This window comes from Methylobacillus gramineus (assembly GCF_020532675.1).
GTDB lineage: Bacteria > Pseudomonadota > Gammaproteobacteria > Burkholderiales > Methylophilaceae > Methylobacillus > Methylobacillus gramineus.
Map to the genome: position 1 here is coordinate 324,225 of NZ_JAJAVE010000003.1, position 17,169 is coordinate 341,393.

Below are 17,169 nucleotides of genomic sequence, written 5' to 3' on the forward strand. Positions count from 1 at the left end.
AATTGCTGGCTTTGTTGTTGTTTACTTCTGCATGGCTCTCTGAATTTTCTGATCTGTCTTATATTCGCTTAATGCGTATACCGACCAGATTGCAGCTGGAATCCAGCCAATCACGGTGATTTGCAAAATCAGGCAAATGATGCCGGCAATTGGACGGCCTATGGTGAAAAACTGCAACCAGGGCAGGAAAATAGCAAGTATCAGGCGCATTTGAATATCCTCTTCATCTTTTTCTGTGTCTTATTGAGTACCAGTTTAGCCCAGAATCTTTTCCAGGGCGAATAACTGCTCTATCGTTTCACGCTGGCGGATGAGATGTACTTTGTCGCCATCTACCATGACTTCAGCTGCTCTCGGGCGTGTGTTGTAATTAGAACTCATGCTCATGCCATAAGCGCCTGCCGATAAAATGGCAAGCAAATCATCCTGTTTCAGCGACAGAGTACGATCATGACCCAGGAAATCACCGCTTTCACATACCGGGCCTACGATCTCGTAGACAGCGCTTTCACCGTCTGATGCTGGAGTGATCGCTGCAATGTCATGATATGCATCATAAAGTGCAGGGCGCATCAGGTCGTTCATGGCGGCATCCACAATCGCAAAATTCTTGGATTCGGTATGTTTGAGATATTCCACCTTGGTAAGCAAGGCACCTGCATTGCCGACTAATGCGCGACCAGGTTCAAACACCAGCTTGACTTTACGGTTGCCTAGTTTTGCCAGCATGGCTTGCGCATAGGCGGAAAACTCAGGAGGGGTTTCATCTGCATAACAAATGCCGATACCACCACCGACATCAATATGTTGTATGTGAATATCAGCTGCTTCAAGTTGGTCGACCAGGACCAGTACGCGATCAAAAGCATCGAGGAATGGGGAAAGTTCAGTCAGCTGAGACCCAATGTGACAATCAACGCCATGGACGGCAATATTGGGTAAGCGCGCTGCACGTTGATATAAGCTAAATGCATCTTCGTATGCCACGCCGAATTTGTTGTTCTTCAGTCCGGTTGAAATATAAGGATGAGTTTTGGCATCAACGTTGGGATTAACGCGCAACGACACAGGTGCTGTTTTACCTAATTGCCCTGCCACAGTATTTAATCGCTCAAGTTCACTGGCTGATTCGACGTTAAAACAATAAATGCCTGCTTGTAGTGCGGCCTTCATTTCGGCTGTAGTTTTGCCTACACCAGAGAAGACTATCTTGGCTGGATCGCCACCTGCAGCAAGCACACGTGCAAGCTCCCCGCCAGACACAATATCAAACCCTGCACCCAGGCGGGCAAACAGGTTAAGCACTGCTAGGCTGGGATTGGATTTGACTGCAAAGCAGACCATATGGTCTGTCGCTGCAAATCCGGCTTGAAACTGCGTGAATGCGGATTCCAATGCTTGTCTGGAGTACACGTAACACGGAGTACCAAATTCTGTTGCGATGTCAGTAAATGGAACATTTTCGGCGTGCAGCGTGCCGTTTTTGAGATTAAATGAAGTCAAGGGCTGGCTCAAGAAAGTTATTTTTGCGGAGTGTTGTTTTGCGGGTACTCTTGCTCGGGGATGTATAAATCCCCTTTGGTACCACAGGCAACAAGCATTAAGCTGGCAATCAGAATGAACAGGATTGTGCGCATTGTGTAATTAATTCAAAGATTTTATTTTAGCATAAAGGCGGGAGTCCTCCGAAGATAGACCGCTTGTCTGTGCAGGATTGCCGCATATCGGCTGAGGGTGGATATGGCGTCAGTTTTTAAGGAAGATATGTTTGTAGAAAAGGGGAAGTATATGCGGTTCAGCAATAAAGGATTTACGTTGATTGAGCTCATGATTGTGGTGGCTATCATTGCAATCCTAGCGTCAATTGCTGTCCCAGCCTATTCAAGATATGTGGCTCGCGCCAAGGTGGCAGAAGCTATTTCCCAATTGTCTGATGTCAGAAACCGTATGGAGCGCAGTTATCAGGACAGGCGCATCTATGACTGTGCCCAGGTGGCAATGCCAGCTAGTCCTGCGGTGCGATATTTCACTTATGCATGCAGTAATCCTAATGGCAATCAAACTTTCCTCATTACTGCTTCTGGAGTTGCAACAGAGGGAATGAGTGGATATGGCTTCACCATCAATCAAGATAATGCGCGACGGACTACAGAATTTCCTGAAGCAACGGTACCTGCAAATTGTTGGATTACAAAACATGGTGGCACTTGCTGATGAAGGCTACATGTCAAAAAGGGCTTACCTTGGTGGAATTGGTAATCACCATGAGTATTGTGGCGATATTGCTTGCCGTTGCTATTCCCAGTTTTCGCATCATGCTTGTTAATTTCCAGATAAGGTCAGCAGCAGATGGCTTGAATAATGGGTTGCAACTTGCCAGAGCTGAAGCGATACGCCGTAATGCCAATGTGATCTTCACATTAGGTGCTGGGCCATCCTGGTCGGTGGGTTGCCAGGTGGTAGTCGCTGATAGTGACTCAGATGGGGTTGATGATTGCCCAGAAGTCATACAGGAAAAGCCTTCAGTTGAAGGTGCAACCGCTGCGACGATAGATGCGTTGCCTGCTGCCGCGAACAAAGTGACATTTAATGGTTTAGGGCGAGTCACTTTTAATAACGATGGTAGCAATGTATTGCGTCAGCTGGATATGAGCTCGACACAAATTGATGCAGCTGATGCGCGCAATATGCGTATTTTGATTAGGGGTGGCAGTGTGCATTTTTGTGACCCTAATGTGACGACTGTGGGAGACCCTAGAGTATGTGCATGAAGTCTATAGAAGAAGTTGGGAAGCTACCAATATTAAGCAAGCAGCAAGGCTCTATCTTGCTTGAAGGGTTGATAGGTATTCTGATTTTTTCCATGGGTATTCTGGCCATTGTTGGTTTACAGGCCTCAGCCATGAAAACGGTATCGGATTCTCAATATCGTCTTGAAGCGAGTTATCTTGCGAATCGATTGGTAGCCAATATATGGACAGCAGGTTCTGCAGGAATTGCCAATTACGGTTTGCCGGGCGGCACTTCGCCTGATTTGGCGTTGTGGCTTGCCGATGTAAAAACCCGTTTGCCAGGAGCAGAAAATAAAGCACCTATAGTGCTTATCGCTGGGGATGCGACAGCTGGATTTACCGCAACAGTAACTGTTTTCTGGCAAACGCCCGCAGAAACAGAGGCACATAGCTACACTACAGTTGCGTATATCAATACCAATCCTTGAGACAGATAATGAAAAAAAATTATAGGGGTTTCAGTTTGGTGGAGGTGATGGTGGGAATGGTAATAGGTCTGTTAGGCCTGTTAGTCATTGCGCAAGTGCTGTCGATTTCTCAAGATAGTAACCGGACTACCATGTCTGGTGGTGATGCTCAGCAAAATGCGGCATTGGCTCTAATGGCGATGGAGCGAGATATTCGGCAAGCTGGCTATGGGACGAATAAAACCATGGAATTTGCCGGATGTGCAGTTAAGGGTTATGACAATGTACATGCTAGATCCATAGCTTTTTCATTTGTGCCGGTATTGATTACTCAGGGTACAGGTACTAATCCCGATCAGATTCAAGTTAATTATGGTAGTGCCTCCATGGTGAATGTCCCGGTTGCGCTGATTGCTTCAATGACAGGGCCCTCGTCGAATTTTAGGGTAGCCAATCGATTTGGTTTCAATGGGCCGAATGCAAGCAAGAATATTCAAGGAGATGTCCTCTTGATTGCTGAGGCTGGTAAACCTTGTGCGCTTTCCCAAGTGACTGCAACCCCATCTGCGCCATCTAATGCGATAGAACATACAGGATCAGGTAGGTATAACCCGACAGGGGGACTCTCTCCGCCCGCCGATTTCACTTATAGCGCAAATGCCAAGTTATTTAATTTGGGTGCTCGTCCGGTGAGTAATCAACTCCGTGTCGTTGAGGGAGGCTTGCAGGTGTTTTCTGAATTTGGTGAAAACGTACCAGAGTTATTAGCGGATGGCATAGTGGATATGCAAGCTGAATACGGTGTGAATACTGATCTTAGTAATCCACTAGTGGTTGGAAAATATACTAAGGATACTCCTGTTTCATCTCCCGAGTGGGCGCTTGTACTCGCTGTGAGGGTAGGGGTGGTTGCGCGTAGTCAAAAACGGGATGCTAGTGAAGTGACCCAGAATATTCCTTCTTGGGCTGGCGGATCATTTGCCCATGTAGCAACATTGCCAGACTGGAAGCATTACCGCTATCGTGTTTTTGAGACGACGGTTGTGCTCCGTAACATGCTCTGGAAATCATAGGGGTGAGTATGAAAAATAAAGTCATTATTCATATTACTCATTCCACTCAAAAAGGCATTGTGTTGTTTATTGCCCTAGTGGTTTTGGTGGCTATGACGCTTGCCGGCCTTGCACTGTGGCGATCCGTAGATGCAGGAAATGTAATTGCGGGGAATCTCGCATTCAAACAATCATCAATCATGTCGGCAGACCGTGGAGTGCAAGCGGCTGTGACTTGGATGGATGCAAATCGTGCTTCGTTATATGAAACTAATTTAGGAAATGGCTATTATTCCAATGTGTTGAGCGTCGACCCTGATTGGAATTCAGCCAACGCGTGGGAAAGTGCAGTTGATGTAGGGAAGGATGCGGCGGGTAATCGTGTGAAATACCTGATCCATAGGTTGTGTACTGTGTCAGGCGTGGCCTATAACCACTCGACTAATGTGTGCTCGACTTCTTTGTCTACAACTCCTGCGACTAATGCCAATATGGGATCGAGTATGACAAATGATGCGAATATTTTTCTACCTACACCATCTGTGTATTACAGAATTACTGTGCTAGTGAATGGCCCAAGAAATACAACCAGCGTCATACAGTCTGTTGTGCTGGTGCCAGTGTAATTGCAGAGACAGTTGAAATTTATGGGGGATTGCAAGGATGAATAAAAAAATAGTCTCGAATTGGTTGCATCAAGCTTGTAGGGCGTGTTGTGCTGTAGTATTTTTTATCTTCTCCATGACAGCTATTGCAGCATTGACTGACCTTGCAGCTATCCCTCTTTCAACATCATCGGGTATTGCTGTTAGGCCTAATTTGATGTTTGTGTTGGATGATTCTGGGTCCATGGCATGGAGTTATATGCCTGACTATATTGATGATGCTGATACGTGTAAGCGAGCTTTTACTACACATCTTTCAGTGAGTGGGTTTTCGCGTAGCGGGTCAACTTTAACGGTGACTACATCCAATAATCATGGCTTAAGTAATGGTAGTGGTAATTATATTTATTTGTCTGCCTCGACATCTGGTGTGAGTAAATTGTATCAAGCTACCCGAGTGAGTAATGATAGGTTTACTGTTACTTCTAATGTCACTCCAGCACTTGCTAATGCTTACGTTAGCAGAGTGACATCTTCAGCCTGTGCAGAGGGAACCCCGCCTTGGTATAGCGCTGCTAATAATCAGGCTTATTATAATCCGGACATATTTTATGCTCCGGCATTAAATCCTAATGACCTGACTACTACATTACCATCAATGAGTACGTGGACAGCGGTGAGAGTAAACGGATTAGGTTTAAACTCATCAGGAAATCAGAATTCTAGTACCATTAATATCGTTTCCGGTTATCCTGAAATTGTGTACTGTAACTCGCCTGTTGCTGATACTTCATCCTCTAATTGTCGTGCTAATACTGGACTGGCCTCGGCGAGTGGTAATGGCTATCCATACTCATACCCTGAGCGCGGTGGCAATTTTTTTGGACAGTTTGTAGCGGCTGATTTGGATCAGACAACTTATCTAATTCCTGTTGTCAAAAACTCTAATCCTCATTATTACAATATTGTGCCTATAGAGTATTGTACTGATTCAAGTTTACGGTCTTGCGCCTTACAAAGCAGTGCGTCTGGAAGTCATCCCACACCTTCTTATGTACGCTTTTGCAATTCCACCGCAAATGCCACTGCTACGTCCATTGGGACAGCTAATAGCAGTTGTCAACAAAAGTATAGTTCCACATTCAGATACCCACGGTATGGAAGATTTAGTCGTGTCGATATTATTCCCTCCGTAACAAACTATCCTAAAGCGATAACACGTACAGATTGTGCCGGAACTACTTGCAGCTATGCTGAAGAAATGACCAATTTCGCCAATTGGTATGCTTACTATCGAACCCGTATTCAAACAATGAAGACTGCAGCAGGTCGTGCTTTTGGCACTGTAGATCAAAGTTATCGAGTGGGGTTTATAACAATTAATCCTGGCGATCCCGTGTCAGCTAATAAATATTTGATGATTGATGATTTTAATGCCAGCCATAAGCAGAGTTGGTATAAAAAACTTTATGCTGCAAGTGCCACTGGAGGGACACCTCTACGTGAAGCTTTGTCTCGTGTCGGGCGCCACTATGGTGGTTTGACTAATGGAATTAATAGTGGAATGACTCAAGATCCGGTGCAATATTCATGTCAGCAAAATTTTGCTTTACTGACTACAGATGGATACTGGAATGGCAATGCTGGAGTGCAGTTGGATGGGGCAACTGCGATAGGAAATCAGGACAATAATCCTTTAGATGCAGACTCCAAGCGTGCAGATGGGGCGTTTGATGGTGGCGATACTACTGCATTAGGGGTAACACTTCCCGCGAGCGATACTTTGGCCGATGTTGCGATGTATTACTACAAGACTGATTTGCGATCTAGCATGACGGATAATGTAGCCGTATCTGCCAAAGATAAAAAATCTATCCAGCATATGAACACCTTTACGTTAGGACTTGGTTTGGAAGGGGAGTTGGATTATCGATCTGATTATGAGCAGGCAACATCGGGAGATTTTGCGGAAATTAAGCAAGGTACAAAGAACTGGCCCAAACCTTCTGCTGATCAGCCATCAACTCTGGATGATTTGTGGCATGCAGCAGTGAATGGACGTGGTTTATATTTTAGTGCGAAGGATCCTAATAGCTTAACTTCAGGGCTGCAAGGTGCATTAGCCGGTGTTTCTGCACGTAGGGGGGCTGCATCGGCGGCTGCAACGAGTAGTGCCAATATTACCGAGGTTGATAACTTCAGTTTCAGTTCTAACTACATGAGTAATTACTGGTTTGGTGAACTTGTGGCAGAGACGATTGATACGCAAACTGGCGAGGTGAATGAGAATAGTGGTTGGTCTGCTATGACGAATCTTGATAGTCGAGTAAGCGCAAATTCCGAGAGTAGAAATATCTACAAATTCGATGGAGAGGGGACTGGTAAGGTTAAAGCATTTATCTTTGAGAATTTGAGTGCTGAGGAGAAGCTTTGGTTTAGCAATAAATGTAATTTACTCTCCCAATGTCCTGGATTGGACAGTGATGCAAAAGCCCAGGCTAACTCTGGAGAGAATATGATCAACTTCCTCCGGGGTCAGTCTGGCCAAACTGGCAATGAGTCGCACATCAATAAAGCTTATCGCGAGCGACTTCATGTGTTGGGTGATATTGTGAAGTCTACTCCTGTATACGTGAAAGTGCCTCGTTTTGACTATCTTGACAATGTATCACCTACTTATCAGGAATATAAAGCAACTCAGGCTAGTACTAGAAATGGCATGGTTTATATTGGTGCTAATGATGGCATGATGCATGCGTTTAGAGCGCAAGATGGAGTGGAGGCTTGGGCGTATATTCCGAAAAATGTCATGCCTAATCTTTATAAGCTGGCAGATAAAAATTATGGTTCGAATCATCAGTTCTATGTTGATGGGTCTTCTCGAACATTTGATGTGTACGATACGACAAGCAATAGTTGGAAGACTATTCTGGTCGGCAGTTTAAACAATGGTGGTCGTGGTTATTTCGCGCTTGATATTACCAATGAATCAGCTCCTAAAGCATTATGGGAGTTTTGTCATACCGAAACATACTGCGCATTATTCGACCAAGACTTGGGGTATAGCTATGGCAATGCTGTGATAGCTAAGTTGCCTGTGGGAAATGCCAATGCAGGGCGATGGGTAGTGATTGTTACATCCGGCTACAATAATGTGTCACCCGGTAGTGGGGAGGGTTATGTGTATATTCTCGACGCAATTACTGGGGCACTGATACAAAAAATATCAACAGGTGTAGGGACACAGGCAACGCCAAGTGGTCTTGCTAGAATTAGTGGGTGGGCGGTAAATGGTAATTTTGATGCGGCGGTAAATTATATTTATGGTGGTGATTTGCAAGGTAATCTTTGGAAGGTGAATCTGACACAGCCATCAGCGACTATTTCAAGAATGGCGAGACTAACAGATCCTGCTGGTATCGGGCAACCCGTTAGTACCGCACCTCAACTGGGTAAAGTGCCGAATGTGAGTGATCCTATAGTCTTTGTCGGAACAGGTAAATATTTAGGCACTGAGGATTTGGCAGATACACAAACACAATCTTTTTATGCAATTCGAGATAATGGAACTCAATATGTGGGCCGCTCTCTGGCAGCAAGGACTATTGTGCAAGATGGGTTAAATGCCACCATCTCTGGCAGTGCTGTTGATTGGGCAGCAGGTGGATGGTATGTGGATTTCCCTGGGTCTAAGGAACGAGTGAATGTTGATCCAGATCTATCGTTGGGAACTTTGACGGTGGCCACCAATAGTCCAGCAAATGATGCATGCTCTATTGGTGGTACTGGGTGGAAGTACGCATTTGATTTTAGTACCGGCTTAATGGTGAGGGGAGCAACTAGTTCATTTGGACAAAAAAACCAAAGTGGGATGATTGTTGGTTTAACAATCATTCGCCTCCCGGGAGGTCAGTTGAAAGCTATTATTACTGATGCTGGAGGAAACAAAACAACGGTAGGTGTTGATGTGAACTCTGCTGGTGGTGTTATTACCCGATCTGGTTGGCGTGAGATAGCCAAGTAAGTGGCTGGCTTATGTTTAATTGACTGTAGCGAGCTTGTCTAGAAAGATGCTCGCCGGGTCACAATCCGTCTGTGCCGCAATTTCCACCATCCCTGTCGGGCTGGTGACATTGATCTCGGTGAGGTGGTCGCCGATGACATCCAGACCAACCAGAAATAGGCCTTTTTGCTTTAGCACCTTCCCGACGGTATTGGCAATGTCCCAATCGCGCTCAGTTAGTGGTTGTGCCACACCTTTACCCCCAGCCGCAAGATTGCCACGTGTTTCGCCATTCTGGGGAATACGCGCCAAAGCATAGGGCAATGGTTCTCCGTCGATGACGATGATGCGTTTATCGCCTGCGGTGATTTGTGGCAGATAGCGTTGCGCCATGATGGTTTGTTGCCCATGACGGGTGATGGTTTCCAGAATCACGCCCAGATTGGGGTCGCCAGTTTTTAGCCTGAATACGCTGCTCCCTCCCATGCCATCCAGTGGCTTGACCACGATATCCTGATGCTCGACAAGAAATTTGCGGATCAACTGGTGCTGGCTTGAAACCAGGAAGTCAGGTACAAATTGCGGAAAGTTGAGTACTGCGAGTTTTTCATTCCAGTCGCGGATTGATGTTGGGTTGTTGAATACGCGCGCCCCTTGTTTGACGGCCTGTTCCAGCAGGTAAGTACTGTAGAGGTATTCATTGTCAAAAGGCGGATCCTTGCGCATCAGGATTGCATCAAAATCCGTGGGATCAGCTTCTGTTGTTTCGCCCAAGGCATACCATGTGCTGCCTGTGTCGAAATAGAAAGCCTGTACCCGGATGCGCAGCTGGTCATGACGAAGCAGCAAATCGTGTTGCATGGCGATAAACAGTTTGTGACCACGATGTTCTGCTTCGCGCATGATGGCGAGGCTGGTGTCTTTGTATGGCTTGAGGCTGTCCAGTGGATCAAGAATAAATACAATACGCATACTTAGTTTTCCGGGTCGCTTTCCTGCAGTTCAATCGCGGCTGCGAGCAAGGCAAGCCTGGCGACCACGCCATAGGCATAGAAGCGGTTAGGCGGTGCATCTGGTGCCCCGGCACAATCCGGGGTGGAGCAAGGCGTTTCAAATGCCAGCGGTTCAAAGTGCATGCCCGGGGCATTGAGGTTTTCATCTGCACCGCGCGAGGTATGCACGCGATAGAACCCGCCCACCACAAAGTGATCCATCATATAAATCACGGGTTCGGCGACGGCATCATTGAGGTGCTCAAACGTGTAGACACCTTCCTGAATGATCACTTCACTAACTTGTAAGCCTTCCTTGACTACGGACATCTTGTTACGTTGCTTGCGGTTGAGGTCACGGACATCGTCTGGGCTTTTCACCGTCATGATGCCCATACCATAAGTGCCTGCATCCGCTTTGACAATCACGAATGGTTCTTGAGTGACGCCGTATTCAGCATATTTCCGCCGTATTTTCCCCAGCAGTTCTTCCACTTTTTCCGCCAGGCATTCTTCTCCGGTACGGGCATGAAAGTCGATTTCACCGCAGGTTTCGAAATAGGGATTGAGTAGCCATTCATCGATATCAATTAATTGCGCAAATTCTTTGACCACCCGGTTATACGCAGCAAAGTGCTGCGATTTGCGCCGGGTCGCCCAACCTGCGTGCAATGGGGGAATGAGTGACTGTTCCAGGTTCTGTAATATGTCCGGAATACCACCAGACAGGTCGTTGTTCAGGAGGACTGCGCAGCTGTCAAAATCCTCCAGCACCAGACGATTGCCCTGGCGTTTGACTGGTTCAAGCAGGATGCTATTGCCGTCATGAGTCTCCAGGAAAGTAGGAGCTATAATTTCCGGTGAAATGCTGCCTATGCGTACTTCAAGTCCAGCCTGGCGCAATATATGGGTCAATGCGTATACATTGCGCAAATAAAAAGTATTGCGCGTATGGTTTTCTGGAATAACCAGCAACCGGCGTGCTTCCGGGCAGATTTTCTCCACGGCGATCATGGCGGCTTGTATACAGAGCGGCAGAAAGTCTGGATTGAGGTTATTGAAACCGCCAGGAAACAGGTTGGTATCCACGGGAGCAAGCTTGAAGCCGGAATTACGCAGATCCACAGACGCATAGAATGGTGCGCTGTTTTCCAGCCATTGGGTACGGAACCAATGTTCAATACGCGGCATACTTTCCAGCAGGCGTTTTTCCAGGGTAAGGAGTGGACCGTTTAAAGCAGTAGTCAGGTGCGGAACCATAAAGGATGTATTAGCCTGTCATTTTCTAGAATGACGCTGATTTTAGCCTAGATGCATGTAAAGGGCTAAAAAAAGAGGGCGCTTAACGCGCCCTGAGGAGGAGGAGATAATGCATAAAACTAGGCAGTAAGATGTTCAGAGTCTTGCGACGTAAAGAGCACATTACGCTTGCTTAATAACTAGCAATTGCCGTGCCAGTTTTTTGGGGCTCAATATGAAGAATTTTCAGGGTGGAAGCGATTAAATCGTCATAAATTGGTGCAATGCTGCTCTGATTTAGTGCACGCTGTTGCCCCCTCGCGGATAAAACAAAACAGGCGCCTAGGCGCCTGTTTTGCATTGTCATACCGCCTAAGGATTAATAGTGGTAAGCACGTTCACCGTGTTCAGAAGTATCAAGACCTTCGCGCTCAGATTCTTCACTGGCACGCAGACCAATCACCACGTCCACAATCTTGAACAGGATGTAGCTGCCAATACCGCCCCAGACAATGGTCACGCCCACAGCCACAGCTTGTGCGTACAGCTGGCTACTCATGGTGACGCCTTCTTCGTAGCCTACGCCACCGAAGTCAGCACTCATCAGGATGCCGGTACCGATAGCACCGATCAGGCCTGCCACACCGTGAATGCCAAATACATCCAGGGAGTCATCGTAGCCCAGCTTGGCCTTGAGGCTGGTCACTGCCCAGAAGGCGACGATGCTAGCCACGAAGCCAAGAATGATGGCGCCAACCGGACCCACAAATCCGCAAGCTGGCGTAATGGCAACCAGGCCTGCAACCGCGCCGGACACAGCACCCAGCAAGGAAGGCTTGCCCTTGAACAGCCATTCAGCAAACAACCAGCCTAATACAGCAGCTGCAGTAGCGGCTTGTGTGTTGATTAGCGCCAGGCCAGCAGTACCGTCAGCAGCCAGTTCACTACCTACGTTGAAGCCGAACCAGCCCACCCACAGTAAAGATGCACCGATCATGGTCAGGGTGATGCTGTGTGGAGGCATGGCTTCCTTGCCGTATCCGACACGTTTGCCAATCACAATGGCACCTACCAGGGCAGCAATACCAGCGTTCAAGTGAACCACTGTACCACCGGCAAAGTCAGCGGCGCCAAGTTCACCGAGGAAACCACCGCCCCATACCATGTGGGCGATTGGAATATAGATGAAGGTGACCCACAGGGCGAGGAAAGCCAGTACCGCCGGGAATTTCATGCGCTCTGCAAAACCACCGACGATCAGTGCGGGCGTAATGGCTGCAAAGGTAAGCTGGAAGGTCACGAACACATATTCAGGGATAGTGCCGCCATCGAGCAATGTGTCAGGCTTGATCCCTGCCAGCAATGCTTTGCTGAAGCCGCCAATATAGGCATTGAGGCTACCACCGTCAGTGAATGCCAGGCTGTAGCCATAGACTATCCAGATGACAGACATCAGCGCAGTGGTAACAAACACTTGGGTGAGTACCGACACCATGTTCTTGGTGCGGACCAGGCCGCCGTAGAATAATGCCAGCCCAGGGATAATCATCGCCAGTACCAGCACCGTGGCCACAATCATCCAGGCAGTATCGCCAGCACTTAATGCCAGTGCAGCGTCGGCCGCAGGTACCACTTCTGCTGCGGCTGCAGGAGCCACTTCGGTGGTGACAGTTTCGTCAACGATAACAGTTGTTTCTTCAGCCAGTGCAAAGCCTGAAAAGCCCAGTGCGCTGACCAATGCAATCATGGAGAGAATTTTTTTCATGAGATACCCCTTAAAGCGCATCGGCGCCGGTTTCACCGGTACGGATGCGATAAACCTGCTCAAGATTGAAGACGAAGATCTTGCCATCGCCAATTTTGCCAGTCGTTGCGGATTTTTCAATCACTTCAACCACCTGGTCGAGCAGTTCGTCCTTGATGGCGACTTCCAGTTTTACCTTGGGTAAGAAATCGACAACGTATTCGGCACCACGGTACAGTTCCGTGTGGCCTTTCTGACGTCCAAATCCCTTGACTTCGGTAACCGTGATGCCCTGTACGCCGATGGCGGAGAGTGCTTCACGTACCTCGTCAAGCTTGAACGGCTTGATGATAGCGGATACGAATTTCATAGTGGCCTCCTCATATTGATATTCTAAAAGCATGAGGCAAGGCATGCGCCTTGCCCCTTTTACAACATATTTCCTAAACTAGCCTGTTTAGAAAGTCTTTTGTACGAAGACTGTCCAGTTTTCCTTACCGGAGAACACTGGGCCATAAGTAAATGCACTACGGTCAGCATCGGTATCAGTGTAGTAACCACCAACGACTACGCCGTTATCCCAAGCCTTGCTCAAGCCCAGCTTCCAGTCAGTATAGTCAAAATGGCTAGGGCCGTTACCGAATTCCTGACGACCCACGTGAGCGATCGCACTGTAGCCACTGTCACCGAATGGAATTTCAGCTGTCAGATCGACGTAGCTTGCACCACGGCCTTCAAAACCGAAAGCAGACTTGCTTGGGGACCAGGAGTATTTAGCTGAAACCCACTTGTATGCCAAGCCGCCGTAGATTTCGGTTGTATCTGCGTTATAACTGCCGCTAACGGAGTTTCTACGACCAGGGTAAATGTACTGTAATACACCTACATCATACGTAATGCCAGTTTCACCGATTTCAGCAGTGTAACCACCGTACAAGTCCAATTCCATGCTGGAGCTATTGTAAGCACGATCACCACCTGCGCCGTCAGCGCCTGTATCGCCCAACCAGCTGATACTGGAAGCCCAAGTACCTAGATAGAAACCGCTTGAGTGGGAGTAATCTACACCACCTTGCACAGCTGGGCGGTCACCGGATTGGCTGGTACCACGGAAGATGTAGTTGCTGGTGAGGCCAATGTTATAAGTCACGGTATGTGGTGAGGTTGGCTCGGCAGCTGGAGCAGCTTCTTCGGCCATCAGAGCGGCAGGTGCTGCAAAAGTGCCAAGAATGGCAGCAAGTAGAAGCGAAGTACGCATGATTTACCCTTTCAAGGATTTTAAAATTAACAACAACGAGAATTCTGCATGGGTTAATAAGCAACACCTGTGCCATAAAAACAACATTTATATAAAACAATGAGTTAGTGATATTTTTGTATGGTTTTCGCTATGAAATCGCGGATATTTACCTGATAAATATCGATAAGTGATTGAGTTAATTGTTTTTAATGGGATTTTTTCTATGAAAAAACCTGATAAACTTCATTCGTTTTTCTAGGGAAATTAAAAATGGATTCAGTTTTTTTTGATGATTTATCTAAAAAAATCAAAGAGATGTATTCTTCTGTGCCAGCAGGGGGCGTAGAGCGTAATTTGAATGCACTGTTACAGGGCGCATTCACCAAACTGGAGCTTGTTTCACGCGAGGAGTTTGATGTGCAAACTGAAGTGTTGCGCCGCACCCGTGAAAAACTGCAGCAATTGGAAAAACAGGTAGCCGAATTAGAAGGTCGTGTGGGGTCTAAAGCCTGAGATGTCCTTAGCTGTTCTGCATAGCCGCGCGCTGGTAGGAATGGATGCGCCCGAGGTGGTCGTGGAAGTCCATTTAGCCAATGGCCTGCCTAGTTTTACCATCGTGGGTTTGCCTGAGGCTGAGGTGAGGGAAAGCAAGGACAGGGTTCGCGCTGCCTTGCAGACAGCCCGTTTTGATTTCCCCGCTCGACGCATTACCGTCAACCTGGCACCTGCCGACTTGCCCAAGGAAAGTGGCCGCTATGACCTGCCGATTGCCCTGGGCATTCTGGCTGCTTCGGGCCAGATTCCTGCCAGTCAGCTAGATCATTATGAGGTGGCAGGGGAGCTGGCATTGACGGGCGAGCTAAGAGCCATCCGTGGTGCGTTGGCCATGACGCATAAAGCCAGCCGCAGTGGCCGCGCATTTATTCTGCCCCATGATAGTGCATCAGAGGCATCGCTAGTGGGTGACGCTGTGGTGTTGCCAGCAAAAAGCCTGTTAGAGGTTTGTGCCCACCTTGCAGGGCATACATTGCTTGGGCAGCATGAAGTGACGGAGCTGCCGGGCGCAGCAGATTACCCGGATTTCGATGAAGTTAAAGGCCAGTTGCAAGCCAAGCGAGCGCTGGAGATTGCAGCGGCAGGTGGGCATAGCCTATTGATGTCAGGCCCGCCTGGCACGGGTAAGTCCATGCTGGCCGTACGCTTCCCCGGCATCTTGCCTGCGATGACAGAGGAGGAGGCGCTGGAATCCGCGGCCATTCAATCGCTCAATGGGGCATTCCGGCATGAGGCCTGGCGTAAGCGGCCTTACCGTGCGCCTCATCACACGGCTTCTGGCGTTGCCTTGGTAGGTGGTGGCGGTATTCCTCGGCCGGGCGAAATCTCCCTGGCCCATCATGGTGTATTGTTTCTGGATGAGTTGCCTGAATTTGATCGCAGGGTGCTGGAGGTGCTGAGAGAGCCGATGGAATCTGGGCATATCACCATTTCTCGAGCAGCGCGCCAGGCGGATTTCCCAGCAAGATTCCAGCTGATTGCCGCAATGAATCCCTGCCCATGTGGATATTTAGGTCATTTCAACGGCAAATGTCGATGCACGCCGGATCAGGTGGCGCGCTATAAAGCCAAAATATCCGGCCCGTTGCTGGACCGGATAGATATGCATATAGAAGTGCCCGCCTTGTCTGAGGATGAGCTGGTCAGTGCGGCAAGTGGTGAGCGCAGTGCGGTGATCCGGCAACGGGTGGAAGCCGCAAGAACGATGCAGCTCAAGCGTCAGGGGAAAGCCAATTTTCTGCTGGGCAGCAAGGAAGTTGATGCACTGTGCCAACCAGATGTGGCTGGCCAGGCTTTACTCAGGCAGGCAATTCAGCGATTAAATCTGTCAGCACGGGCATATCAGCGCATTCTTAAAGTAGCACGCTCTATTGCTGACCTGGCTGGCGTAGAGCAGATTGCACCCATGCATATCGCTGAAGCCGTGCAATATCGCCGGTTCGAGGGTTGATATGCCGCATGGATTGAACAATTGGCGCGAGGAAAAACGCGCGGTATATCTCTATCATGTGATTGCCGCAATTGAGAAGAGTCACGTCATACGCACCATGTTTGTCGGGCTTGCACATGAAGCGGCAAAACAGGCCGCAATCTGGGAACACGCGCTTGTTCAGGCTGGGCATTCAGTGCCGGTCTATACACCCGATTTGCGCACACGCTTGTTGGGTTTTCTATTGCGTAGATTGGGAGTGCTGCATGTCCGGCATATGCTCGCTGCCAGCAAGATACGTGGGCTTTCTGTGTATTCTAGCAAACGCACAGTGGCGGACCATGCCATCCCTACCAGTCTGGAAGACGTAGGCGCGCGGCATCACACACTGGGAAATAGTGGGGGATTGCGTGCGGCGGTATTTGGGGTGAATGATGGGCTCGTGTCCATTGCTTGTCTTGTATTGGGAGTGGCTGGTGCCGCCACCAGTGCGCAGGTGATTCTGCTCACCGGGATTGCCGGTTTATTGGCCGGGGCTTTTTCCATGGCGGCGGGTGAATATATTTCCATGCGCTCGCAACGCGAGATGTTTGAATATCAGATTGGTCTGGAGCGAGAAGAGCTAGAGCATTATCCCGAGCAGGAGGCCGCAGAACTGGCGCTGATCTATCAGGCGCGAGGTTTGAATCCAGAGGAAGCGCAGGCACTGGCGCAACGCATGATTGCCGACCCTGAGTTGGGGCTGGATACCCTGACGCGTGAAGAGCTGGGTCTGAATCCTGATGAATTGGGTTCGCCCTGGCTGGCGGCGATCTCCTCTTTGATGGCATTTCTGCTGGGCGGTGTGATTCCCTTGTTGCCCTGGTTGATGGCGATGCAGCGCTATACGCTTGAAACAGCGATTGCCTTGACCGCCACGGCTTTGTTGGTGGTTGGCGCCATGCTGGCGCTGTTCAGTGGACGCAGCATGCTTTACGGAGGTGTGCGTATGTTATTGATTGGCGCCACGGCAGGTTGGCTGACCTATTGGATAGGCAGTTTGCTTGGTGCCACTCTGACTTAGCAAACACGGTGCAGCATTGACCCAAAGTGGAATGTGTATATTTATGAC

General features: G+C 48.5%; 17 protein-coding genes. 9 read left to right on the top strand and 8 right to left on the bottom strand.

The annotated features are described in order from the left end of the window. Positions 1-21: 21 nt before the first annotated feature. From LG201_RS12050 to lptM, 3 genes are read right to left on the bottom strand one after another with little or no spacing between them, the layout of a single operon-like run. A complete protein-coding gene (locus tag LG201_RS12050; protein ID WP_226757965.1) occupies positions 22-210 on the bottom strand; it encodes a YqaE/Pmp3 family membrane protein in 189 nt (62 codons plus the stop codon). Between the two features lie 45 nt (positions 211-255). Continuing rightward, entirely contained in the window at positions 256-1,503 is a 1,248-nt protein-coding gene (gene lysA / locus LG201_RS12055) for a diaminopimelate decarboxylase (protein ID WP_226772452.1), read from the bottom strand. A gap of 17 nt (positions 1,504-1,520) precedes the next feature. Then, on the bottom strand, positions 1,521-1,637 hold the full coding sequence (lptM, locus tag LG201_RS12060) for an LPS translocon maturation chaperone LptM (protein ID WP_226772453.1): 117 nt from the start codon (positions 1,635-1,637) through the stop codon (positions 1,521-1,523). A 103-nt stretch (positions 1,638-1,740) separates the two neighbouring features. Between lptM and LG201_RS12065 the strand changes: the two genes are divergently transcribed. Genes LG201_RS12065 through LG201_RS12090 form a run of 6 tightly spaced genes read left to right on the top strand, consistent with a single transcriptional unit; the run spans position 1,741 to position 8,880 of the window. Further along, positions 1,741-2,214, top strand: coding sequence for a type IV pilin protein (locus LG201_RS12065; protein ID WP_319006057.1), 474 nt, complete (start codon positions 1,741-1,743; stop codon positions 2,212-2,214). Beyond that, positions 2,214-2,771, top strand: a complete 558-nt coding sequence (locus LG201_RS12070) for a GspH/FimT family pseudopilin (protein WP_226772454.1) — start codon at positions 2,214-2,216, stop codon at positions 2,769-2,771. Before LG201_RS12065 ends, LG201_RS12070 begins: the two co-directional genes overlap by 1 nt. After that, a complete protein-coding gene (locus LG201_RS12075) occupies positions 2,768-3,220 on the top strand; it encodes a type IV pilus modification PilV family protein (RefSeq protein ID WP_226772455.1) in 453 nt (150 codons plus the stop codon). Before LG201_RS12070 ends, LG201_RS12075 begins: the two co-directional genes overlap by 4 nt. 8 nt (positions 3,221-3,228) lie before the next feature. Continuing rightward, positions 3,229-4,272, top strand: a complete 1,044-nt coding sequence (locus LG201_RS12080; RefSeq protein WP_226772456.1) for a PilW family protein — start codon at positions 3,229-3,231, stop codon at positions 4,270-4,272. A gap of 8 nt (positions 4,273-4,280) precedes the next feature. Further along, positions 4,281-4,877 (top strand): pilus assembly PilX family protein, encoded by a 597-nt coding sequence (locus LG201_RS12085; RefSeq protein WP_226772457.1) that lies wholly within the window; start codon positions 4,281-4,283, stop codon positions 4,875-4,877. 37 nt (positions 4,878-4,914) lie between these two features. Further along, positions 4,915-8,880 (top strand): pilus assembly protein, encoded by a 3,966-nt coding sequence (locus LG201_RS12090; protein ID WP_226772458.1) that lies wholly within the window; start codon positions 4,915-4,917, stop codon positions 8,878-8,880. A 15-nt stretch (positions 8,881-8,895) separates the two neighbouring features. Here LG201_RS12090 and gshB read toward each other — a convergent pair whose 3' ends face one another. The 5 genes from gshB to LG201_RS12115 all read right to left on the bottom strand — a co-directional run bounded on the left by gshB (position 8,896) and on the right by LG201_RS12115 (position 14,092). Beyond that, a complete protein-coding gene (gshB, locus tag LG201_RS12095; RefSeq protein WP_226772459.1) occupies positions 8,896-9,831 on the bottom strand; it encodes a glutathione synthase in 936 nt (311 codons plus the stop codon). A gap of 2 nt (positions 9,832-9,833) precedes the next feature. After that, complete coding sequence (gshA, locus tag LG201_RS12100; protein ID WP_226772460.1) at positions 9,834-11,111, bottom strand: glutamate--cysteine ligase; 1,278 nt, start codon at positions 11,109-11,111, stop codon at positions 9,834-9,836. Between the two features lie 358 nt (positions 11,112-11,469). After that, the gene (locus LG201_RS12105) at positions 11,470-12,855 is read right to left on the bottom strand and encodes an ammonium transporter (RefSeq protein ID WP_226772461.1); all 1,386 of its coding nucleotides are present in this window, start codon (positions 12,853-12,855) and stop codon (positions 11,470-11,472) included. A 10-nt stretch (positions 12,856-12,865) separates the two neighbouring features. Continuing rightward, positions 12,866-13,204: a P-II family nitrogen regulator gene (gene glnK, locus LG201_RS12110; protein ID WP_025869913.1), complete on the bottom strand. Its 339-nt coding sequence runs from the start codon at positions 13,202-13,204 to the stop codon at positions 12,866-12,868. A gap of 87 nt (positions 13,205-13,291) precedes the next feature. Further along, positions 13,292-14,092, bottom strand: a complete 801-nt coding sequence (locus LG201_RS12115; RefSeq protein WP_226772462.1) for a TorF family putative porin — start codon at positions 14,090-14,092, stop codon at positions 13,292-13,294. A 252-nt stretch (positions 14,093-14,344) separates the two neighbouring features. Here LG201_RS12115 and LG201_RS12120 point away from each other — a divergent pair, with 252 nt between their 5' ends. The 3 genes from LG201_RS12120 to LG201_RS12130 are packed head-to-tail and all read left to right on the top strand — an operon-like array spanning position 14,345 to position 17,121. Beyond that, positions 14,345-14,587 (top strand): accessory factor UbiK family protein, encoded by a 243-nt coding sequence (locus LG201_RS12120; protein ID WP_226772463.1) that lies wholly within the window; start codon positions 14,345-14,347, stop codon positions 14,585-14,587. A 1-nt stretch (position 14,588) separates the two neighbouring features. Beyond that, positions 14,589-16,079, top strand: coding sequence for a YifB family Mg chelatase-like AAA ATPase (locus LG201_RS12125; RefSeq protein ID WP_226772464.1), 1,491 nt, complete (start codon positions 14,589-14,591; stop codon positions 16,077-16,079). A gap of 13 nt (positions 16,080-16,092) precedes the next feature. Beyond that, complete coding sequence (locus LG201_RS12130; protein ID WP_226772465.1) at positions 16,093-17,121, top strand: VIT1/CCC1 transporter family protein; 1,029 nt, start codon at positions 16,093-16,095, stop codon at positions 17,119-17,121. Positions 17,122-17,169: the final 48 nt, after the last annotated feature.

Excerpts from the sequence above, each read along its gene's own strand:
- LG201_RS12050 (WP_226757965.1), bottom strand. The coding sequence starts at position 210 with ATGCGCCTGATACTTGCTATTTTCCTGCCCTGGTTGCAGTTTTTCACC.
- lptM (WP_226772453.1), bottom strand. The coding sequence starts at position 1,637 with ATGCGCACAATCCTGTTCATTCTGATTGCCAGCTTAATGCTTGTTGCC.
- LG201_RS12065 (WP_319006057.1), top strand. The coding sequence starts at position 1,741 with ATGGCGTCAGTTTTTAAGGAAGATATGTTTGTAGAAAAGGGGAAGTAT.
- LG201_RS12070 (WP_226772454.1), top strand. The coding sequence starts at position 2,214 with ATGAAGGCTACATGTCAAAAAGGGCTTACCTTGGTGGAATTGGTAATC.
- LG201_RS12075 (WP_226772455.1), top strand. The coding sequence starts at position 2,768 with ATGAAGTCTATAGAAGAAGTTGGGAAGCTACCAATATTAAGCAAGCAG.
- LG201_RS12080 (WP_226772456.1), top strand. The coding sequence starts at position 3,229 with ATGAAAAAAAATTATAGGGGTTTCAGTTTGGTGGAGGTGATGGTGGGA.
- LG201_RS12085 (WP_226772457.1), top strand. The coding sequence starts at position 4,281 with ATGAAAAATAAAGTCATTATTCATATTACTCATTCCACTCAAAAAGGC.
- LG201_RS12090 (WP_226772458.1), top strand. The coding sequence starts at position 4,915 with ATGAATAAAAAAATAGTCTCGAATTGGTTGCATCAAGCTTGTAGGGCG.
- gshB (WP_226772459.1), bottom strand. The coding sequence starts at position 9,831 with ATGCGTATTGTATTTATTCTTGATCCACTGGACAGCCTCAAGCCATAC.
- gshA (WP_226772460.1), bottom strand. The coding sequence starts at position 11,111 with ATGGTTCCGCACCTGACTACTGCTTTAAACGGTCCACTCCTTACCCTG.
- LG201_RS12105 (WP_226772461.1), bottom strand. The coding sequence starts at position 12,855 with ATGAAAAAAATTCTCTCCATGATTGCATTGGTCAGCGCACTGGGCTTT.
- glnK (WP_025869913.1), bottom strand. The coding sequence starts at position 13,204 with ATGAAATTCGTATCCGCTATCATCAAGCCGTTCAAGCTTGACGAGGTA.
- LG201_RS12115 (WP_226772462.1), bottom strand. The coding sequence starts at position 14,092 with ATGCGTACTTCGCTTCTACTTGCTGCCATTCTTGGCACTTTTGCAGCA.
- LG201_RS12120 (WP_226772463.1), top strand. The coding sequence starts at position 14,345 with ATGGATTCAGTTTTTTTTGATGATTTATCTAAAAAAATCAAAGAGATG.
- LG201_RS12125 (WP_226772464.1), top strand. The coding sequence starts at position 14,589 with ATGTCCTTAGCTGTTCTGCATAGCCGCGCGCTGGTAGGAATGGATGCG.